Annotated in this window: 11 protein-coding genes and 3 rRNA genes; 2 read left to right on the top strand and 12 right to left on the bottom strand. The window is 43.2% G+C overall.

Annotated features, from left to right (window positions below; genetic code table 11):
* Positions 1 to 13: 13 nt before the first annotated feature.
* The 11 genes from era to FIU21_RS10600 all read right to left on the bottom strand — a co-directional run bounded on the left by era (position 14) and on the right by FIU21_RS10600 (position 13,505).
* Positions 14 to 895 carry a GTPase Era gene (gene era, locus FIU21_RS10550; protein WP_004361552.1) on the bottom strand — a complete coding sequence of 294 codons (882 nt, stop codon included), beginning with the start codon at positions 893 to 895 and terminating at the stop codon, positions 14 to 16.
* 187 nt (positions 896 to 1,082) lie between these two features.
* Positions 1,083 to 2,102 (bottom strand): beta-ketoacyl-ACP synthase III, encoded by a 1,020-nt coding sequence (locus tag FIU21_RS10555; protein WP_004361553.1) that lies wholly within the window; start codon positions 2,100 to 2,102, stop codon positions 1,083 to 1,085.
* 2 nt (positions 2,103 to 2,104) lie between these two features.
* A complete protein-coding gene (rpmF, locus tag FIU21_RS10560; RefSeq protein ID WP_004361554.1) occupies positions 2,105 to 2,290 on the bottom strand; it encodes a 50S ribosomal protein L32 in 186 nt (61 codons plus the stop codon).
* Positions 2,291 to 2,312: 22 nt separating this feature from the next.
* Entirely contained in the window at positions 2,313 to 2,831 is a 519-nt protein-coding gene (locus tag FIU21_RS10565; RefSeq protein ID WP_004361555.1) for a YceD family protein, read from the bottom strand.
* A gap of 353 nt (positions 2,832 to 3,184) precedes the next feature.
* Positions 3,185 to 4,351 (bottom strand): sensor histidine kinase, encoded by a 1,167-nt coding sequence (locus tag FIU21_RS10570; protein WP_004361556.1) that lies wholly within the window; start codon positions 4,349 to 4,351, stop codon positions 3,185 to 3,187.
* 246 nt (positions 4,352 to 4,597) lie between these two features.
* Positions 4,598 to 4,710: ribosomal RNA gene (gene rrf / locus FIU21_RS10575) — 5S ribosomal RNA — on the bottom strand.
* A 290-nt stretch (positions 4,711 to 5,000) separates the two neighbouring features.
* Positions 5,001 to 7,902 (bottom strand): 23S ribosomal RNA (locus tag FIU21_RS10580).
* A gap of 416 nt (positions 7,903 to 8,318) precedes the next feature.
* Positions 8,319 to 9,849: ribosomal RNA gene (locus tag FIU21_RS10585) — 16S ribosomal RNA — on the bottom strand.
* Together the 16S, 23S and 5S rRNA genes form the textbook arrangement of a ribosomal RNA operon.
* A gap of 488 nt (positions 9,850 to 10,337) precedes the next feature.
* Complete coding sequence (locus FIU21_RS10590) at positions 10,338 to 12,008, bottom strand: AMP-binding protein (protein WP_004361667.1); 1,671 nt, start codon at positions 12,006 to 12,008, stop codon at positions 10,338 to 10,340.
* 140 nt (positions 12,009 to 12,148) lie between these two features.
* Positions 12,149 to 12,703: a helix-turn-helix domain-containing protein gene (locus FIU21_RS10595; protein ID WP_004361666.1), complete on the bottom strand. Its 555-nt coding sequence runs from the start codon at positions 12,701 to 12,703 to the stop codon at positions 12,149 to 12,151.
* Between the two features lie 325 nt (positions 12,704 to 13,028).
* Positions 13,029 to 13,505, bottom strand: a complete 477-nt coding sequence (locus FIU21_RS10600) for an arginine repressor (protein ID WP_004361664.1) — start codon at positions 13,503 to 13,505, stop codon at positions 13,029 to 13,031.
* 323 nt (positions 13,506 to 13,828) lie between these two features.
* Between FIU21_RS10600 and FIU21_RS10605 the strand changes: the two genes are divergently transcribed.
* Both FIU21_RS10605 and FIU21_RS10610 read left to right on the top strand, forming a co-directional pair.
* A complete protein-coding gene (locus FIU21_RS10605) occupies positions 13,829 to 14,557 on the top strand; it encodes a Bax inhibitor-1/YccA family protein (protein ID WP_081446006.1) in 729 nt (242 codons plus the stop codon).
* 454 nt (positions 14,558 to 15,011) lie between these two features.
* Entirely contained in the window at positions 15,012 to 15,983 is a 972-nt protein-coding gene (locus FIU21_RS10610; RefSeq protein WP_004361660.1) for a M48 family metallopeptidase, read from the top strand.
* Positions 15,984 to 16,106: 123 nt separating this feature from the next.
* Here FIU21_RS10610 and FIU21_RS10615 read toward each other — a convergent pair whose 3' ends face one another.
* Positions 16,107 to 17,105, bottom strand: coding sequence for a D-alanine--D-alanine ligase (locus tag FIU21_RS10615; protein WP_004361659.1), 999 nt, complete (start codon positions 17,103 to 17,105; stop codon positions 16,107 to 16,109).
* Positions 17,106 to 17,115: the final 10 nt, after the last annotated feature.

Below are 17,115 nucleotides of genomic sequence, written 5' to 3' on the forward strand. Positions count from 1 at the left end.
GGGGAGGTCCCCCTTACTCTGGACTATAGCCAAAGTGTTTCAATTCTTTCTGTGAGTTGCGCCAGTCCTTATCCACTTTCACGAAAGTCTCAAGGAATATCTTCTTATCGAAGAAACGTTCCAAGCTCTTACGTGCTTCGGTAGACACCTTCTTAAGTGCCATACCCTGATGGCCAATAATAATTCCTTTCTGGCTGCTACGTTCCACATAAATGATAGCACTGATGTGAATCTGGCGGTCATCTTCCTTGAAACGTTCAATAACAACCTCAACAGAATAAGGGATTTCCTTATCATAATAGCGCAGAATCTTCTCACGAATAATCTCTGATACGAAGAACTTTGCTGGCTTATCTGTCAACTGGTCTTTATCAAAGAATGCCGGACTCTCTGGTAACAGTTCGTGAACACGCCTCAAAAGAATATCTACGCCAAACTTATTCTTAGCAGAAATAGGGAGTATCTCTGCATTAGGCAACAATCCATGCCACTTTGTTACAAGATTACCAAGTGTCTTCTGATCGCTCTCATCAATCTTATTAATAAGAAGGATGACAGGAATTGACATCTTAGAAACCTTCTCCAAGAAGTCCATATTCTTCTCTGGATCTTCAACAACGTCTGTTACATAAAGTAAGATATCGGCATCTGCCAAAGCTGACTCAGAGAACTGGAGCATCATCTCCTGCATCTTATAGTTTGGTTTCAGCACACCTGGTGTGTCTGAAAATACTATCTGGGTGTCCTCTGTGTTAACAATTCCCATAATACGATGGCGCGTTGTCTGTGCCTTAAACGTGGCAATACTGAGCTTCTCACCGACGAGTTGATTCATCAGCGTACTCTTTCCGACATTCGGATTACCAACGATATTTACAAATCCAGCTTTATGCATATAATCTATTTACCCACTATTTCCTTCCACAGGAAGGAATGTTTGAAAAGTTCTGTTATAATTATAAGAGGAGAAAGGGGAGGTAGAAAAGTCCTACCATGCCACTCTCCTAATCCCTTTAACGAAAAAACGCACCTATCTTATAAGAAAAGAAAGATGCGCTTTTTTATATGATAACTTAAAGTCTTTATTTCTTAACCGCAGCAGCGTCACCGTCATAAGCCCACTTAAAGTAAGATGCGCCATTAACGAAACCTGCACCAAAGCCAGTGAAAATGATATTATCACCCTTCTTCAGCTGTGACTCAAAATCCCAAAGAACAAGTGGCATACAAGCAGCACTGGTATTACCATAACGCTGAATGTTAACCAATACCTTCTCCATTGGAACTCCAATGCGTTTTGCAACAGCCTCGATGATACGAAGGTTTGCCTGATGACAAACTACGTAATCAACATCATCTTGAGTCAAGCCATTGCGCTCCAAAAGTGCAGCACAGTCGTCACCCATCGCTGTAACAGCATAACGGAAGACGGTGCGTCCCTCTTGGTAAGTGTAATGCAAACGATGATCAATTGTAAAGCTTGAAGAAGGACATACAGAACCACCTGCCTTGATATGGAGGAATGGAAGTCCCTTACCGTCTGTGCGATGATAAGAATCAATCATACCAACGCCTTCCTCGGTTGTACCCTCTAACATCACAGCACCTGCACCATCACCGAAAAGTGGACAAGTTGCGCGATCACGATAATCAGTAATAGCTGACATCTTATCAGCACCAATAACAATGATACGCTTGTGACGACCACTTTGGATCATATTGCAGGCAACATCAAGTGCATACATGAAGCCACAACATGCAGCAGCTAAGTCAAATGCGAAGGCATTCTTCAATCCTAACTTTCCTAATACGATAGAAGCTGTTGAAGGATGCGGATAGTCAGGAGTCGATGTAGCAACAACAACAGCATCAATACTGTCTGGATCAGCACCTGTCTTTGTCATCAGGAGCTTTGCTGCCTTGCGGGCCATATAGGATGTACCGAGTCCCTCTTCGGTGAGGATTCGGCGTTCCTTGATACCTGTACGAGTGGTAATCCACTCATCGTTAGTATCAACCATGCGAGACAATTCCTCATTGTTGAGGACATAGTCTGGCACGTAACCTGCGACACCTGTTATAATCGCATTAATCTTACTCATGCTTACTCAGCTGTTTCCTTTACGACAGCAACCTTACCACGATAGTTACCACAAGTTGGGCAAACTGTGTGATAAACATAATAAGCACCACAGTTAGGGCATAAAGCCAATGTAGGAGCTACTGCCTTATCATGAGTTCTTCTCTTGAGTGTACGAGTCTTTGACTGTCTTCTTTTTGGATGTGCCATAATTCTTTAAACGTTTAATATTTTATTTTTTCAATTTTAATAGAGCTTCCCAGCGCGGATCCATCGCCTGCTCATCTTCCTCACCGCTTCGGGCGGCAGAATACTCCTCAAGAGCTCGTACCATAGCAGGGTTGCATTTTCCAGGTGCATGCACATGCTTGATAGGGATTGCGAGAGCTATGAATTCGTAGAGGTACCATGCAACATCGAGTATTCCTTCGTCCTCGGCCACCGTCACAAGGTCGTCCTCTTCTGAGTTTTCTTTTCCTAACTTAACTTCGAGACGTTGTGTTGTCTCTATTGGCTGCTCTACTGGGTCGAGACATATATCACACGGTACCATTACCGTACCTGCCTCATGGAAATCAAGGGTAAAGGAATCATCTCCTGTGCGCACAATATCAAGAGATATATGCACACGTCCTTGACTCACTTCAGGAGCGTCAACTGCCTTAAAGTAAGCGTCATCCAGGTCGAACTCAAGGTGATTTACACCTTCTTCCAGACCCTTCAAATCTATTTTAAGGGTTTCTAAGTCCATAATTGGGTTGCAAAGTTACGAATATTTTTCTGATTATAAGCAAATTATAAGTAAAAAAAGTGAGAACACCCTTTGTTAGAGGATTTATGCTCTATTTCTTCTACATAATATGAAATGGGGTCTTACATTGCACTATCATTAAAAAAATAAGGCATTGCTAAACGTGTTGAGCATATAAACAACGTTGTTTTCTTCACTCATCTGATGCTCTATTAGTAATAAAATCAGAAATATATGATTATAAAAGCTAAATTATTTTCACGTAAATAAATAATTTTCTTCATGAACGGAAATATTTATTTTCATGAAGAAAAATAATTATTCTCATGAAAAGAAATCCACCAAATTGACCTTTACGCTTTGCGAAGTTCTATGCGAAAAGTTGTCCCCTTCCCTACTTCCGAACTTTTCACATATATCTTACCATGATGATATTCCTCAACAATACGCTTTGCAAGACTCAAACCTAAGCCCCAACCTCGTTCCTTAGTAGTAAAGCCTGGACGAAAAACGTTTCTTATGTCTTTCTTTTTAATGCCCTTTCCTGTATCGCTCACCTCTACAATAGCGCGCTTGTCTGTCTCTTCTAAACGAAGTGTAATACTACCTATCTTTCCTCCCATCGCATCAACAGCATTCTTACAGAGGTTCTCAATTACCCACTCAAAGAGTGAGGCATTCATATTAATGATTATATCATCAGCTGGCAACTCCGTCTTCATCTCTATCTTCTTTGATGTACGACGGTCCATATAATCGACAACATGATTGAGAACATCATTAAGACTGGATGGGACTGGCTCTGGAACGGAACCAATCTTTGAGAAGCGATCAGCAATAAGCTGTAAACGTTTCACATCTTTATCCATTTCTGGTAGAAGTTCATCGTCGGGATATGTCTCCTTCAAAATTGTTGTCCATGCCATAAGCGAGGAGATAGGAGTACCTAACTGGTGTGCCGTTTCCTTACTTAATCCAACCCATACTTTGTTTTGTTCTGCACGCTTTGATGTCAATAAGGCGAAAATAGCTACAATAACAAATAACATAACAACACCTAATTGTACATAGGGATAAAGCGCAATACGCTTTAACATCAATGAATCATCATAGCATACATCTATATAATCATTATGATTCTTACTCAAAGAGATACGAATAACCTGACCTGAGGCTTTCAGTTGTTGACCCAAAGAAGTAACGTAATTAACGCTATCCTTTGTATTACGTGCTTTAATAACAATATTACGGTATTCTGTTACAACCCCGTTATTATCCAAAACAACAACAGGTATAGTGTGATTCTCATCTAACACCTTCAAAACAAGACTAAGATCGGTGTTCTCATCCGCAGCACTAAGCGATTTCATTGCTTCCGCCCATACTTGCATTTTACTCCTTTCCTGATCTGACAAATCATGAGTCAAAGAGTGAGAAACAAGTAAGGAAGCCACAGCAATAAGAATTGCTGCAACCACCAGAAATATCTTTACCTGACGAATTCTATCAGTCCACTGCATATAAAGATATAACGAAACGAAAAAAAAAATATTGTAAAGTATCAGCCCCTTATTACTTTATTAGCCAAATAAAACCTATTTGCCCAATAAAGTACTATTAGCCTTTGAGCGCTATTAGCCTTATCAGCCCAATTAGCCCAATATAATATTGCAGCTTCTGTCCTACCAACACTTCATCAACAACCAACACCCATCACCCAACAACAAAAAAGAGCCTTGAAGATTTCTCTTCAAGGCTCTCGTAAAAGAAGGCGGCCACCTACTCTCCCGCATTGCATTGCAGTACCATCGGCGCAAACGGGCTTAACTTCTCTGTTCGGAATGGGAAGAGGTGGGACCCCGCCGCAATAACCACCTGATATTTCTTTCGGATGACCAATTCACAGTAGAAAAGTTGACTAGATATTCGTCTTTATTCCTGTCTTCTTTCTGTCTTCTTATCAGTAAATCCGTTATTAAATAATGTCACGAGAACTAATAACTTGTTAACTCGTTAACTTATCAACTCGTCTACTGACTTGTCAGCCGTATAAGGTGACGTATTTCCACAAGCAAAACATATAGAACTTTTCTTCTTACGTTAGAAGAATACACAGCTCAAAGTCTGAGTCACTGGTCCCCGCACTCCAAAATTTGGAGGCGGGAGACCCGAAGAAAGTTTCGGGCAATTAGTAGTGCTCGGCTTTGACGTCACCGTCTTTACACCTACACCCTATCAACGTCATCGTCTATGACGACCCTTATGAGGAGTTCTCATCTTGCGGCTGGCTTCGCACTTAGATGCTTTCAGCGCTTATCCAATCCAGACTCAGATACCCAGCGGTGCACCTGGCGGCACAACTGGTAAACCGGAGGTCTGTCCAACACGGTCCTCTCGTACTAGTGTCAGCACCACGCAAAACTCCAACGCCCACGATAGATAGAGACCGAACTGTCTCACGACGTTCTGAACCCAGCTCGCGTGCCACTTTAATGGGCGAACAGCCCAACCCTTGGGACCTTCTCCAGCCCCAGGATGTGACGAGCCGACATCGAGGTGCCAAACCACCCCGTCGATATGAGCTCTTGGGGGGGATCAGCCTGTTATCCCCGGAGTACCTTTTATCCTTTGAGCGACGGAGTTTCCATACACGTCCGCCGGATCACTATGCCCCAGTTTCCTGCCTGCTCGGCATGTCTGCCTCCCAGTCAAGCGCCCTTATGCCATTGCACTCTATAAGGCCGGTTACCAATCGGCCCGAGGGCACCTTTGGAAGCCTCCGTTACGCTTTTGGAGGCGACCACCCCAGTCAAACTACCCACCAAGCAGTGTCCGCACCTCAGGCGCGTTAGACCTCAGACAGCCAAAGGGCCGTATTTCAAGGATGGCTCCACGAATGCTGGCGCACCCGCTTCGAAGCCTCCGGCCTATCCTACACATCGGATGACCAAGGTCAATGCTAAGCTGTAGTAAAGGTTCACGGGGTCTTTTCGTCCCATCGCGGGTAATCGGCATCTTCACCGATACTACAATTTCACTGAGCTCATGGTTGAGACAGCGTCCAGATCATTACACCATTCGTGCAGGTCGGAACTTACCCGACAAGGAATTTCGCTACCTTAGGACCGTTATAGTTACGGCCGCCGTTTACCGGGGCTTCAATTCAATGCTTCCCATTGCTGGTGACATCTCCTCTTAACCTTCCGGCACCGGGCAGGTGTCAGGCTGTATACCTCATCTTTCGAGTTTGCACAGCCCTGTGTTTTTGTTAAACAGTTGCCTGGACCGATTCTCTGCGCCTCATATTGCTATGAGGACCCCTTATCCCGAAGTTACGGGGTCAATTTGCCTAGTTCCTTAACCATGAATCTCTCAACGCCTTAGTATATTCTACCCGACCACGTGTGTCCGTTTGCGGTACGGGTCGCACATACATTAAGTTTAGCGGATTTTCTCGGAAGTATGATTACCTGCACTCAAGTTATCCCGAAGGATTACCTGTACTTTCATGGTTCAACTCGGAAGGTGGATTTGCCTGCCTCCCTCATAGCCTACGCACTTAAACGCCCTATTCCGTCAGGGCGCGGCAGTGTCACTGCTCCGTCTCCACATCACTGTATATGCGAGTTGCGGAATATTAACCGCATCTGCCATCGCCTTCGCCGTTCGGCTGAGACTTAGGACCCGACTAACCCCGGGCTGATTGGCATCGCCCGGGAAACCTCGGTCTTTCGGCGAAAGGGAATCTCACCCTTTTTATCGTTACTTATACCTACATTTGCTTTTCCATAAACTCCAGGATCGGTTACCCTCACCATTCAACGCCAATGGAATGCTCCCCTACCGATACTTTTAATATACATTACTATCCCGCGCCTTCGGTATCTGACTTATACCCGATTATTATCCATGCCCGGACCCTCGACTAGTGAGCTGTTACGCACTCTTTGAATGAATGGCTGCTTCCAAGCCAACATCCTAGCTGTCACGGGGACCAGACTTCGTTAGACTAACTTAGACAGAATTTCGGGACCTTAGACGGCGGTCTGGATTCTTCTCCTCTCGGGGACGGACCTTAGCACCCGCCCCCTTACTGCACGACTGCAGTCCATAAGCATTCGGAGTTCGTCAGGTCTCGATAGGCGGTGAAGCCCTCTTGACCTATCGGTCGCTCTACCTCTTATGGAGATCGTCGCACGCGGCACCTAAATGCCTTTCGGGGAGTACGAGCTATCTCCAAGTTTGATTGGCCTTTCACTCCTACACTCACCTCATCGGGAAGCTTTTCAACGCTTATCCGTGCGGTCCTCCATCCGGTGTTACCCGGACTTCAACCTGGGCAAGTGTAGATCACTTGGTTTCGCGTCTACCCCATCTGACTCGACGCCCTTTTCAGGCTCGCTTTCACTGCGGATGCGCGTCTCATGACGCTTATCCTTGCCAGACATGGTAACTCGTAGGTTCATTATGCAAAAGGCACGCCGTCACCGCTTACGCGGCTCCGACCGCTTGTAGGCGCATGGTTTCAGGAACTATTTCACTCTCCTCATCGGAGTGCTTTTCACCTTTCCTTCACAGTACTCGTTCACTATCGGTCTCACGGGAGTATTTAGCCTTACCGGATGGTCCCGGCGGATTCGCGCAGAATTTCACGTGTTCCGCGTTACTCAGGATACCACTACGTCTCGTCATGCTTCGAATACGGGATTATCACCCTCTATGATTGTTCTTTCCAGAACATTCTTCTCACAATCTAAGTACGACAGCGTGGTCCTACAACCCCTGCTAAGCGTTGCCACAAAGCAGGTTTAGGCTCCTCCCCGTTCGCTCGCCACTACTAGGGGAATCATTATTTATTTTCTCTTCCTAAAGGTACTAAGATGTTTCAGTTCCCTTCGTTCGCCTCACTACGTCTGTAGTGATAACAGGTCTTCAACCTGTTGGGTTGTCCCATTCGGAAATCCTTGAATCAAAGGTTATTTGCACCTACCCAAGGCTTATCGCAGCTTATCACGTCCTTCATCGCCTCCGTGAGCCAAGGCATCCGCCATGCGCCCTTTCTTACTTTCTTCGCCTTCTATGTAATTGCTTACAGAGAATGTAGCTCATACTTTCAGCTGTTGTGTGATTCTAAAGAATTTGAAGTTGTTTCTTCAATAATTAGAATACTAATTCTTCCTTTTTAAAGAAAGAATAGTTCTACATTACAGTCTTGCTTGTGTCAATATGTCAAAGATCTTGTGCTGTTGTTCTGTGTGTTCTGAGGCAATGCCTCAGAAGCATAGAACAGCGTGGTGGAGGATAAGGGCTTGAACCTTTATGTGAGCCTTAAACTCTAAACTCCTACATTTATATAATACAGAGTGCAGTGAGTACAAGAAGAAAAACGAACCAAAGGTTCTTTTATTTATCTTGATTACCGTTAACTTGTTGACTTGTATACTTAAATACTTATCAACTAAATCAACGAATAAGCGAACTCTCCAGAAAGGAGGTGTTCCAGCCGCACCTTCCGGTACGGCTACCTTGTTACGACTTAGCCCCAATCACCAGTTTTGCCCTAGGCCGATCCTTGCGGTCACGGACTTCAGGCACCCCCGGCTTTCATGGCTTGACGGGCGGTGTGTACAAGGCCCGGGAACGTATTCACCGCGCCATGGCTGATGCGCGATTACTAGCGAATCCAGCTTCGTGGGGTCGGGTTGCAGACCCCAGTCCGAACTGGGACCGGCTTTCAAGATTTGATGCAATTTGCATTACACCATCCCTCTGTACCGGCCATTGTAACACGTGTGTAGCCCCGGACGTAAGGGCCGTGCTGATTTGACGTCATCCCCACCTTCCTCACACCTTACGGTGGCAGTGTCTCCAGAGTGCCCAGCATAACCTGATGGCAACTGAAGAGAGGGGTTGCGCTCGTTATGGCACTTAAGCCGACACCTCACGGCACGAGCTGACGACAACCATGCAGCACCTTCACAGAGACCCCGAAGGGCGTCATTATCTCTAAATCCTTCCTCTGCAATTCAAGCCCGGGTAAGGTTCCTCGCGTATCATCGAATTAAACCACATGTTCCTCCGCTTGTGCGGGCCCCCGTCAATTCCTTTGAGTTTCACCGTTGCCGGCGTACTCCCCAGGTGGGATGCTTAATGCTTTCGCTTAGCCGCTGATACCAGGTACCAACAGCGGGCATCCATCGTTTACTGTGCGGACTACCAGGGTATCTAATCCTGTTTGATACCCGCACCTTCGAGCTTAAGCGTCAGTTGCGCTCCCGTCAGCTGCCTTCGCAATCGGAGTTCTTCGTCATATCTAAGCATTTCACCGCTACACGACGAATTCCGCCAACGTTGTGCGTACTCAAGGAAACCAGTATGCGCTGCAAGTCAGACGTTGAGCGTCTACATTTCACAACACACTTAATATCCAGCCTACGCTCCCTTTAAACCCAATAAATCCGGATAACGCCTGGACCTTCCGTATTACCGCGGCTGCTGGCACGGAATTAGCCGGTCCTTATTCGTATGGTACCTGCAAATAGGGACACGTCCCTAACTTTATCCCCATACAAAAGCAGTTTACAACCCATAGGGCCGTCATCCTGCACGCTACTTGGCTGGTTCAGACTTACGTCCATTGACCAATATTCCTCACTGCTGCCTCCCGTAGGAGTTTGGACCGTGTCTCAGTTCCAATGTGGGGGACCTTCCTCTCAGAACCCCTACTGATCGTTGCCTTGGTGGGCCGTTACCCCGCCAACAAGCTAATCAGACGCATCCCCATCCATTACCGATAAATCTTTACTTCAAATCTGATGCCGTCATCGAAGACTATGCGGTATTAGTCTGCCTTTCGGCAGGTTATCCCACAGTAATGGGAAGGTTGGATACGCGTTACTCACCCGTGCGCCGGTCGACGTCCAAAGAGTGCAAGCACTCAATGCCGTTTCCCCTCGACTTGCATGTGTTAAGCCTGTAGCTAGCGTTCATCCTGAGCCAGGATCAAACTCTCCATTGTAAAATATGTTTTGGTGATAAGTGATGAATGTTGGGTGATAACGAATACCACACTACTTCAAAAACCTCACCGAGTAATCTCTGTTTCAGAACGCTTATCCTAAAAGTATCAAGTAAAAAGCACCTTTTCTTTTGTTCCTTAATTGTTTTGAAACGATGTCTCAAAAGTAGGAACAACGAATTGATCGGTTCGTTTCTTTTACCCATCCATTTGATATAAAACCAAACAGACGCTTCTTGTACTACTTCTCTGTTTATGTAAATCTTTTCAAAGAACTCTTTCTTAAATGCTTTAAGTAACTTGCCAGGTGGCTTGTTTTGTAAAGCGAGTGCAAAGGTATACAGAAATTCCGTTACCACCAAATGTTTTGAAGAAAAACTTTCAAAAAATTGCATTTTTCTTCTTTATACCACATTTTAAAGCCCCAAATTATGCACTACACATTATATAATATAAAGACATGCTTAAAAAGACAACAAATCTATCTACTACTTATCACGTTCACGAATTTCCACACGTCGAATCTTTCCAGAGATTGTTTTCGGTAACGCATCAACAAATTCTATGATACGTGGATACTTGTAGGGAGCTGTCACACGCTTCACATGATTTTGCAATTCCTTCACAAATGCATCATCAGCCTTACCCTTCCAATCATTGGCAAGGACAACAGTTGCCTTTACAATCATACCACGTATCTCATCCGGCACACCCGTTACTGCACACTCAACAACTGCAGGATGAGTCATCAGTGCACTCTCTACCTCAAACGGCCCAATACGATAACCCGAACTCTTTATAACATCATCAGCACGACCTACAAACCAATAATATCCTTCTTCATCACGCCATGCCAAATCACCAGTATGATAAAGATTATCATTCCAAACTTTCTCTGTCAGTTCAGTATCACGATAATATCCCTTAAAGAGTCCTATCACCTTCCCAGCACTGGTATCTATACAGATTTCACCCTTTTCACCATCTTCACACGGAGAGCCGTCCGACTTCAATAACTTAACATCATACTGCGGATTCGGTTTACCCATACTGCCCGGCTTAGGTTTAACCCAAGGGAAAGTACCCAAAGTCATTGTCGTTTCCGTTTGTCCAAAACCTTCCATCATCTTGACTCCCACAAACTCATAAAACTTCTGGAAGACAACTGGTTCAAGAGCTTCTCCAGCCGTAGTGCAATACTTCAGCGCAGAAAGATCATACTGTGAGAAGTCTTCTTGCAACATAAAACGGTAGATAGTTGGAGGTGCGCAGAACGAAGTAATACGATATTTCTCCATCATACGCATAATTTTCTCTGCCGAAAATTTCTCATGATCATACACGAAGACCGTTGCACCCGCAAACCATTGTCCGTAAAGTTTACCCCACACAGCCTTTCCCCATCCCGTGTCAGCCACAGTTAGATGGATACTATCCTCATCAAGGTTATGCCAGAAAACACCTGTTACTAAATGTCCTAACGCATAGAGATAATCATGCGCCACCATCTTCGGTTCACCGCTGGTACCACTTGTGAAATACATCAACATCGTATCTTCATTTACATTCACTTCCTCTGGACGCACAAAGGCTGGCGCTTTCTCCCATTCAGCAAACCAATCATGAAATCCCTCTGCTACAGGACAACCCTTCTGTGCCAATGAGTTAACCGCAACAAGTACCTCTACCGTTGGACTCTCGGACATAGCCTCTCGAACCTGCGTAGTCACATATTCATCATTGACACATATTATAGCTTTTACAGACGCACGCTGATTTCGATAAACGATATCACTTGCCGTCAACATATGGGTTGCAGGAATTGCCACAGCACCTATCTTGCACAGCGCCATCATCGAAATCCACCATTGATAATGACGTTTCAATATCAGCATAACCTTGTCTCCACGTCGAATACCAAGACTAAGGAAGTAAGCTGCTGCCTGGTCGGTTTGCTCTTTAAACTCGGCATACGTTGCCCTCAACTCCTCTCCACGTTCACTGGTCCACAGCAAAGCTAACTTATCTGGTGCAACCTTCGCCCACTCATCCATGACATCATACGCAAAGTTAAATGTCTCAGGAACTACGAAATGTAGGTTGTCACGAAAATATTCCTCTGAAGTAAAATGTGTTTGTATTAAATATCTTTCTATCATTTTATTCTTTTGAATTAACATTATGCTTTATAGGTTTTCCTATATCACACAAAATAAACATATTAAAAGACTATACCCCTCTCTAAAGTACACGATATACCATCGTCACTATTCCTTTAGAGGTTATGAATAAACTAAACCTAAAATATAATAGCCAAGAAGCGCATTGGCACATTGTCCAAAGCGCGCATACAATGGGGCTGATTAGCATCAAAATAAATACAATCGCCTGGTTCTAAAATAAATTTCTTATCGCCTATTCGCAGATCCATACGCCCTTCCCAAACCATATTAAACTCTTGTCCAGGGTGTATATCCATATTTACAGGGGCATCTTCAGGCTTTGGCTCTACCGTCACAAGGAAGGGATCCGCCCTACGACCACTGAATCCACTTGCTAAACTCTGATATTTATAGGCATACTTACGCTCTACGCTCATACCCTTCCCCCTACGTGTAAGGAAATAAGAACACATGTGTGGCTCCTCACCAAACATCAAAGCATCCAACGCAATACCATACTTTTGAGACAACTTATATAGTCTACTAACCGACAAGTCGCTCTCTCCTGCTTCCATTTTTAGATATTTCTCATCCGTGACACCACAGGTTTCTGCCATTTCTTCTACTGAGATATCCAAAGACTCACGTAAGCCTTTTAATCTTTCGCCTATTAATTTTATCGCTTCTTCCATAATCCTATATACAACTTTATTCTTCGCAAAAGTAAGAAATAAAATTAAATACACATCGGAAAGTGATAACTTTTCAGTAATTTGTATATTAAATAAACAAATTTATACACACCTATAGGTGAGTTGTGCATATAAATATCAAATTTAGATGGCAATAAATACAAACAACTTATCCTACAAAGAAAAGGAAACATTGGGAATAAAACATACAAAAAACTCGTTTCATAAATCCACTTCTATAGAATTTATAAAACGAGTTTTTAAAAGACTTACACCTTATATATTAATATCAAAAGTCGATACTTGATGTAAGTACGCACGATTTCTATCCAATCTCAGGAATTACATACGACAATGCCTCTAACACTTGACCACGTGAAGTACCCTCACGAAGCGCAATGAAGATAGTATCATCGCCCGCAATTGAACCTAATATATAAGGTGAATCAGAGTTATCAATATCGTATGCAAGCGCACTGGCATAACCTGGACGTGTCTTAACAATAGCCAACTGCCCCGAGATATTTACCGAGATATACCCACTTCGCTGCATCATCTCCGTTGCTTTACGAGGAGTCGTCACACGACGATACATTGTCTCATTTGGCAGAACATATACATACTTTCCGTTCATAGAAGCAGCCTTTGCCACTTTCAACTGCTTGAGATCACGACTCAATGTTGCTTGAGTCAGTTTGAATCCTTCTTTCTCTAAAACCTTTAATACTTCTTCCTGGGAACTAAGTTCCATACTTGAAATTAACATCTTCAATGCTTCAAGTCTACTGTTTTTTACCTTCATAGCTGTATATATATTCTGATTCGCTTGCAAAAGTATGCAAATATTTCTATTTATGCAAATAAAAATACAATAAAATACAAAATAAAGTATTAATATACCAATTATCATGCATAAAGCATATAAAAATCAGGCAGAGGTTTATCATAAATCGAATCTTATAAAATTAATCAAAAAGAAACCTTATATTTGTCAGTGTCCAATTTTTCCTTTATATTTGCAACTGAATGGCATAGCATTTGCATAACAAACAAATATAAAGCAATTATGCCACAGAGCCAAAAATAAGGTGGCAATAGAGAACAGATAACAAACAGAGAAAGATTATGAATATGAATTTTGACAATTTCACAAACGTGACAAGTAGCCAAGAGCGCGACTTAGAAATGTCACGTGTATTTCCATCACTGATGCGTAAGGTATATGTATGGATGGCTATGGCACTTGCTATCACTGGCGTTATTGCCTATGGTGCTGGCAATTCTCCTGCCCTCATCCAATTCCTCTATATGGGACGTGGTCCACTGCTTGTGGCAGGTTTGGTTGAAGTAGGTATTGTATGGTACCTTTCTTCACGCATCGATAGACTGTCACTCGTTGCTGCAACAATATGGTTCATTGCCTTTGCTGCTCTCAACGGACTGACATTAGGTTGGATTTTCGCTGCCTTTTCTTCAGCAGCCATCGCTAAAACCTTCTTTATTACAGCAGGAACTTTCGGAGCTATGGCTTTGATAGGTTCTACAACAAAGAAGGATTTAACCAAGATGGGCGGTATACTCTTTATGGCACTGATTGGTCTTATCATTGCTGGATTGGTAAACATCTTCTTAAAGAGTAGTATGTTCGACTTAATCGTTAGTGGCATCGGTGTTCTTGTCTTCACAGGTCTTACCGCTTGGGATGCACAGAAGATTAAACAAAACTTGCGAATGGCACCAGATGCCGGCGAGGGAGCACAGAAGGTTGCACTTCTTGGTTCATTGAGTCTTTATCTTGACTTTATCAACCTCTTCCTTTATCTCCTCCGTTTCCTCGGAAACAACCGAAACTAATAAAGGAAGATTCAAACATACAAGGACAATCCAATCGGGTTGTCCTTTTTTATTGATGAACTTTTCTATTTTTATTGATGAATATTTCTACTTTCATTGATAAAGATTTCTACCTTCATTGATAAATATTTCTACCGAGTAAGATTTATGAGAATAGTATTACCTTATAGAAGTTAACATCGCTTTTAGCCCAAATAACACCCTTTCTAAGTACCTATAGCATAGTATTGAGTGCTTCGCACCATTGGTGCTAAGCGCCAACACCATTCGTGCTAAGCCTCAACACAACAACAAAAGATGGTATATCAGATTACTTCTTACCATTATTATTAATAGTAAGAGGGGACATTAAAATACTAATTACTAATAATAGAAAAGGGAAAATAGTCTTGAATATTTAAAAAATTATATATAAATTTGCAAGTGAAAGTTATCATTAATAAAACAATTTCTTATGAGAAAAAGTATCTACGGCGTATGTATGAGCGCCTTCCTCCTCTTAGGAACCTTACCAATGAAGGCTCAGTTCAATATTGGCAAAGCTGCAGGAGGTGCCACAAAAGTACTTAAAGCAGCCACATTAACAGATGCCGACATGGCAAAATACGTAAAAGAGTATATTGCGTGGATGGATGAGCACAACCATGTTTGTGATGCAAAAAGTCCTTACACAAAGCGTCTGAACAGACTCACCCAGGGACTGACATCGGTTGAAGGTATTCCTTTGAACTTTAAAGTATATTATGTTACTGACGTAAACGCTTTCGCTTGCCCAGATGGTAGCGTACGTGTGTTCTCTTCTTTGATGGATGCAATGACTGATGAAGAGCTATTAGGTGTTATCGGACATGAACTTGGACACGTTGCACATAAGGACTCTAAGAAAGGTTTCCGTACCGCATTGCTAACCTCTGCTTTGAAAGATGGAATCGCATCAACCAATGGAGCTGCTGCTGCACTAAGCGAGTCACAGCTCGGTAGCCTTGGAGAGTCACTTCTCAACGCCACCTACTCACAGAAGCAGGAAAGCAAGGCTGATGGCTATGGTTATGAGTTCCTCAAGAAGAATGGTAAGAACCCTTGGGCTATGGCACTTGCATTCGAGCGTCTCAAGAAGTTAGAAGAGGATGCTGGTGTCCAAAAAGATAGCAAGTGGCAGCGTATGTTCTCATCACACCCTGACCTCGACAAGCGTATCAAGACTATGAGTAAGCGTGCTGAGAAGGATGGTTTTGCTCGTCCAGAGAATAAGATGCCTGAAAGAATTGTACATGAGGAACCTGTTACAACCAACCAGACCTCTAACGCTCAGTCTTCTAATAAGAGAACAGTTGGTAATCGCCCAGCAGCAAAGAAGAATGTTGGTAAGAAGCCAGTTGGCAAGCGTCCAGTTGGTAAGCGTCCAGCAACTACTCGCAGAAGATAATAACAAAATCTCGCAAATAATCAGCGAACAAACATAAAAAGAGAGGGTATCAGAAGCCTGTCATAAAGACAATGGCAATTCTGATACCCTCTTTTACTTTTCCGAAAGACTTATTCTGTCAGTTTACTTAAATTGATTCTCAACAATATCACTCAGAACGTTCTTAATATCTAAGCCTGCTGCACGTACCTGCTGTGGAATAAAGCTGGTGACGGTCATACCTGGTGTGGTATTGATTTCAAGCATATTGATAACATCCTTACCATCCTTATCCTTTGAGATAATATAGTCGATACGAATGATACCATTAGCATGCAGAATATCATAGATACGACTTGTCTCAGCTGCAACACGCTTAGCGGTCTCATCTGACATACGAGCAGGTGTAATCTCCTCTACCTGACCATTGTACTTAGCGTTATAGTCAAAGAACTCATTGCTTGTCACAACCTCAGTAGCAGGGAAGACAACCGCCTTATCCTTTGTCTTATAAACACCCTGAGAGATTTCCATACCATCCATGAAAGCCTCAATCATAACCTCATCGCTCTGCATAAAAGCGACACGAAGAGCTGGTGCAAGCTGGTCAATATTCTTCACCTTTGATACACCAAAGCTACTACCATCAGACGCTGGCTTCACAAAGCAAGGCATGCCAAGTCGTTTCTCAATCTCAGCCTCATCATATTCTTCACCACGACGAAGCAGAATACTGTCGGCAACCTTTATACCAAAGCCACGCAGATAGTTGTTAAGAACATACTTATCAAAGGTCAATGCCTCAACCAACACGCCGCCTGTTGAGTATGGTAGTTGGATAAGATCAAAGTAACCTTGCATCACACCGTTCTCACCAGGCTGACCATGGATTGTAATATAAGCATAATCGAATTCTACACGCTCACCGTTCATGACAAATGAGAAGTCATTCTTATCAATTGGTGCCAAACTACCATCAGGCAATTCTACATTCCAATCGATACCCTTTACATCAACTATATATATATTGTAACGCTCCTTGTCAAAGAAAGAGTATAATCCCTGTCCTGAACGCATAGAAACATCATGTTCTGAAGAATCGCCACCACAGACGATAGCGATTGTACGCTTTGAATCTTTCATTGTGTCTTTT

The sequence above is a fragment of the Prevotella melaninogenica genome (genome assembly GCF_013267595.1).
Taxonomy (GTDB): Bacteria; Bacteroidota; Bacteroidia; order Bacteroidales; family Bacteroidaceae; genus Prevotella; species Prevotella melaninogenica_D.

Bases quoted from the DNA above. Each gene is read 5' to 3' on its own strand.
- era (WP_004361552.1), bottom strand. From the start codon at position 895: ATGCATAAAGCTGGATTTGTAAATATCGTTGGTAATCCGAATGTCGGA.
- FIU21_RS10555 (WP_004361553.1), bottom strand. From the start codon at position 2,102: ATGAGTAAGATTAATGCGATTATAACAGGTGTCGCAGGTTACGTGCCA.
- rpmF (WP_004361554.1), bottom strand. From the start codon at position 2,290: ATGGCACATCCAAAAAGAAGACAGTCAAAGACTCGTACACTCAAGAGA.
- FIU21_RS10565 (WP_004361555.1), bottom strand. From the start codon at position 2,831: ATGGACTTAGAAACCCTTAAAATAGATTTGAAGGGTCTGGAAGAAGGT.
- FIU21_RS10570 (WP_004361556.1), bottom strand. From the start codon at position 4,351: ATGCAGTGGACTGATAGAATTCGTCAGGTAAAGATATTTCTGGTGGTT.
- FIU21_RS10590 (WP_004361667.1), bottom strand. From the start codon at position 12,008: ATGATAGAAAGATATTTAATACAAACACATTTTACTTCAGAGGAATAT.
- FIU21_RS10595 (WP_004361666.1), bottom strand. From the start codon at position 12,703: ATGGAAGAAGCGATAAAATTAATAGGCGAAAGATTAAAAGGCTTACGT.
- FIU21_RS10600 (WP_004361664.1), bottom strand. From the start codon at position 13,505: ATGAAGGTAAAAAACAGTAGACTTGAAGCATTGAAGATGTTAATTTCA.
- FIU21_RS10605 (WP_081446006.1), top strand. From the start codon at position 13,829: ATGAATATGAATTTTGACAATTTCACAAACGTGACAAGTAGCCAAGAG.
- FIU21_RS10610 (WP_004361660.1), top strand. From the start codon at position 15,012: ATGAGAAAAAGTATCTACGGCGTATGTATGAGCGCCTTCCTCCTCTTA.
- FIU21_RS10615 (WP_004361659.1), bottom strand. From the start codon at position 17,105: ATGAAAGATTCAAAGCGTACAATCGCTATCGTCTGTGGTGGCGATTCT.